Annotated in this window: 5 protein-coding genes; 3 read left to right on the forward strand and 2 right to left on the reverse strand. The window is 36.8% G+C overall.

The features are described 5' to 3' along the window. On the forward strand, positions 1-203 hold a 203-nt coding region (locus tag C200_RS16235), incomplete at its 5' end, for a hypothetical protein (RefSeq protein WP_016211736.1). Between the two features lie 38 nt (positions 204-241). Then, positions 242-826 (forward strand): hypothetical protein, encoded by a 585-nt coding sequence (locus C200_RS12650; RefSeq protein ID WP_032126784.1) that lies wholly within the window; start codon positions 242-244, stop codon positions 824-826. Between the two features lie 110 nt (positions 827-936). Here C200_RS12650 and C200_RS12655 read toward each other — a convergent pair whose 3' ends face one another. Further along, positions 937-2,178, reverse strand: a complete 1,242-nt coding sequence (locus tag C200_RS12655; protein ID WP_032126783.1) for a multidrug effflux MFS transporter — start codon at positions 2,176-2,178, stop codon at positions 937-939. Between the two features lie 145 nt (positions 2,179-2,323). Here C200_RS12655 and C200_RS12660 point away from each other — a divergent pair, with 145 nt between their 5' ends. Beyond that, positions 2,324-3,100 (forward strand): AraC family transcriptional regulator, encoded by a 777-nt coding sequence (locus tag C200_RS12660; RefSeq protein WP_016211741.1) that lies wholly within the window; start codon positions 2,324-2,326, stop codon positions 3,098-3,100. 476 nt (positions 3,101-3,576) lie between these two features. On the opposite strand, the gene C200_RS12665 is transcribed toward C200_RS12660, so the two are convergent. Next, complete coding sequence (locus C200_RS12665; protein WP_016211738.1) at positions 3,577-4,221, reverse strand: POT-type proton-dependent oligopeptide transporter; 645 nt, start codon at positions 4,219-4,221, stop codon at positions 3,577-3,579. Positions 4,222-4,249 lie beyond the last annotated feature (28 nt).

A 4,249-nucleotide genomic window follows, 5' to 3' on the forward strand; every position in this document is an offset into this window, starting at 1 on the left:
AGATGACGGAGGGCGATTTTCTACAAAACACTATCAGGAAGCTACGAGAATATGAAAACAGTTCACCAAGTTTTTTAAAATTTTTAGGTTCTGATACGCCTGAGTTAAGAGCGGCAAGACGTGGCTATGCTCACGATCTAAAAGTAATATTGGAAGCCACTGAAAGAGATTGTGAGACATATGGAGCGAGTTTTTTTATTTAAACAGAGATAGATATCAAAGACAATACATAGTGAGCATAATGCAGTCTGTTGCAATGCATCGGCTAATACCGCGATTATTGAAATCGATACAATCTGCCGAAAGCCAATTTAATAACATGGGACGATTAGGTAAAATTCTTGCTGATATAAAAAGTACGTGTCTAGGCTTTAATAAATCCCTGAAAAAAGCATCACCGCAAGCGAAGTCTGATTTTAAACTGGCCGGTGAGCTTATTGAAGAGTTGGATGAGCGTTTAGATGAGTTAAATAGGCGTCAAGAAGAAGCTCGGCGCCATCAGGAAAGGGAAAAAGTGAGACGGCATCATCTTAATGAATCGATAAGGAACCTTAAAAAAGAAATCGACCTTGCTGATGAGGTAGTGAAACCCTTCGAAGAGGAATTAGATAAACTGGATAAAAGTCTTCGTCTCGGCATGGATTTCTCCCCTATGCATGAAAGAATTAGTCAAATTCAGGAGAAAGTAGATTATCATAAAAGAAGAAGGAATAAAGCTGTGGCTTTATTATGCTTTGATGAACTTTGTAATCCGCCATTGCCTAGAGAAATCTATAATCAGGAAGTGCTTGAATTTATATCGCCGACTGAGATGACAATGACTTAACTATTCAGTTAGAAACTGGCACTTTAAAAGTTACTCAAAGAGCTTTTTAAGGTGTCAGCCCCTAAATAATACTAATCTATAAGCCAAGTGAGTTTACAGTTATAGATTAATCACTCTGTTTGAAGTACACATAACTCTCTCTTCTCTCTATTCTTTAAAGATATTTTAAACATGATTAACATCATAAAACTTAAAACTAAAAAATAACTTGGCATTGGCCATAACGTATGATTATGCAGCCAGCCCATAATCCAAGTTAAAACTGATAGAATCAGATAATACATCAAGCCAAATAACGCACCTGCCCGACCTAAACAATCTTGATACTGAACCAGTGCCTTACTTAACACAATGGGAATAACCAAGCCAAAACTTCCAAAACTAATCAACATAAAAGGTAACATAATGGCTAAAATACTTATTAATGCATTATTTTTACCAACTAAATGCACAGCCAAGGCGCTTAGCATGAATACGCTGCCAATAAAGCTAATGAGCACACCTAAATAGATAATTTTCTCATCAGCCCAACGCTTTTGCAAAGACCGATAAGCACCGCCTCCCAAAATAGCTGCTGCTGCAATAAATAGCCCTAACAACCCATAACCACGACTCGATAAGCCAATATGATTAATAAAAATAAAAGGGCCTTCAGCATAAAAACAAAAAGTAAACGCATTTGTAATACTAATAAAGCATGCGGATATTATCACATGCTGATCTGTGATTAAACGTTTAAATACCTGTGATAATGATATTTTTTTACTTTTATTATTCCCATTTAAATTCAATGTTTCAGGCAGGCTACAAAAAGATAAAATCAAAATAACTAGGGCCATGACCGATAAAGTCAAAAAATTACTACGCCAGCCTAAATAATCACTCAACACTCCTCCCATCACAGGACCAATTGCCGGAGCAAATGACAGAGCAACGGCGACACTTGAGAAAACACGCCCACGCTCTGTTGCCGTAAAATATTCACGCACCATTATCTGCGTAATCACAGAACCAACACTGGCACCAAAAGCTTGCAACATCCTAGCAATTAATAAATAAATTATCGATGGCGAAAGCAAACATAGCAAACTGCCAAAAAGATAAACAATAATGCCGAGTAACATGGCAAAACGACGACCAATATGATCAGATGCCTGGCCCCAAATCAACACACCCAAGGCAAAACCAAAAAAATAAATACTTAAGGTCCATTGCACCAGATAGTTATTTGTTTGCAAGCTCATAGTAACCGCAGGCAGTGCAGGTGAATATATGGTTTCGCTTAACTGAGGAAAACCAGCTAGCAGAATAATCAACCATAATGATAACTTTCTATTACATGGAGACTTCATAAATACAGCTTCTTTATCACCTTTAAAATATTATTTAAACTATGATAAGGCAACAAGCCTTGCTTTATATGTGATATATGGACTAATATTTTCAAATAGTGGACAAAATTCAACTTAGAACTTAGATTAAGACAAATCAAATAGCATGCCTAATTATTCAACTAACCGCCTACATTTTGAACCTGATGACAAACCCTATCCAATACTAGGAATTGCTACAGATATTTTTAATCACCAAGATCCGATACACCAGCATGTAAAAGGGCAACTGCTCTATGGCATTTCAGGCAGCATGCAAGCCATAGCTCAAAATAGCATGACCTTGCTGATTCCTAATAAAGCACTTTGGTTACCTGCTAAAATTCCACATAAAATTACCACTCAAGGACTGCTTAAATACCGCAGTCTTTACTTCGATCTTGAGCATTTTCCTAATGCACCTAAGCACATCAGTTTAATTACAGTAAACCCCTTATTACGCGAAATGATCAATGAACTTTGTTTTATTGAGGAAAAAAACTTAACTTCTGCAGTTACATTACGTCTTGCACAAAGCTGTATGGATCAAATTATCAGCGCAGTCCCTTTAAGTTATAACCTGCCCTTAAGCTCCCATAAACTTATTGCAAAAGCAATCAGCCATATCAAATCAAATTCTCATGTTATTCTAAACTCTGATGCAATTGCCGACCATGTCGGCACCAGCAGCCGTCACCTTAATCGTCTATTTAAAAAAGAGTTGGGTCTAACCTGCCACCAATGGCAACAGCAATTAAAAATTATTCAAGCACTCGAACTATTAACCAGCACCCAATCAGTTACAATCACGGCTGACCGCTTAGGCTTTAGCAGTAGCAGCGCATTTAATGTAATGTTTAAACGACTGATTGGCAAAGTGCCTTCAGATTATATAGGAATCTAACTGTAATATATTTAACTTTAATAATTACCAGCGAAAAATTTATTATGGCGCTGTTAATTTACTATTAAGATTTAATATACGCATGATTCATACCTAAATCCTGGCCATTATGTCAATACAATTAATTGGGTATATCACCGGCATCCTTAACAAAGTTGTCATATTTCTTTATTTTTAGCTTAATAAAAAAAGTTTAAACTATTTCCATATCAGCAGCAGTGCTATACAAAAAAATCATTGATAGTACCCTCTCCTGATCAAAACAACCTGTTTAGCTCTAATAACAGCCTAAAACCCGAGGAGACATTTTATGAACAAAGTACTTAACTTTTTCGATAAAATATTCAACAACGATGCCCTTATCCTGCATACTAAATACGTAATGGGTTACCATTTATTAGATGATCAAGCACGTCAAAAAATTGATGAATGCTTTAAAAAAAGGCCCAACCGAAGCTAGCTCTACTAAATAGCGGCTAAACGACCTTAATCTGCCTATTTTCCATATATTTTTTGATCATTATGGCAACTATAAACATAACTAAACCAATCAATAAGGTGATGCCTCCCATTGCTAAGTAATACTGAGTATACAAACCGATACCTCCTAAAGCCGTAGCCTTTTCAGCAGGCAACGCAACCAATTGAGCTAATTGCCCCGAAATCACATTTGACATTGCACAGGCCAAATACCAAGCCCCCATAGCAAAGGAAATCATCCGCATATCACAATATAAACCAATCATACTTAGACCAATCGCACTTACAAACAACTCTGCAACCGTCATTAAAAAATAAGCCAAAACTAAATAATTACCACTGACAATGCCTTGATGAGCATGAGCACAACCATACCACATGACCAATAGTGCGGTGCCTGCTAGCATCACACCAGCAGCAAATTGATAAGGAATATTAAAACCGGGAAAACGCCGATAAAACTTAGGCAGCAATAATCCCATGATAATAATAGCCACCGGATTCACCACCTGGAAATTAGCCGCCGCAACTTTTAAACCAAACATATGCAGATCAGAATTATGCGCAGCAAAGACCACTAATGTCGAATTCATTTGATTATAAAGCACAAAAAACACAATCGCTTCTACAATCAAAAGCACAGCGAATACTGTGAAAGTCTGAACCTAG

The organism is Piscirickettsia salmonis LF-89 = ATCC VR-1361 (genome assembly GCF_000297215.2).
Taxonomy (GTDB): Bacteria; Pseudomonadota; Gammaproteobacteria; order Piscirickettsiales; family Piscirickettsiaceae; genus Piscirickettsia; species Piscirickettsia salmonis.

Coding starts and splice junctions, on each gene's coding strand:
- C200_RS12650 (WP_032126784.1), top strand. CDS start 242: ATGCAGTCTGTTGCAATGCATCGGCTAATACCGCGATTATTGAAATCG.
- C200_RS12655 (WP_032126783.1), bottom strand. CDS start 2,178: ATGAAGTCTCCATGTAATAGAAAGTTATCATTATGGTTGATTATTCTG.
- C200_RS12660 (WP_016211741.1), top strand. CDS start 2,324: ATGCCTAATTATTCAACTAACCGCCTACATTTTGAACCTGATGACAAA.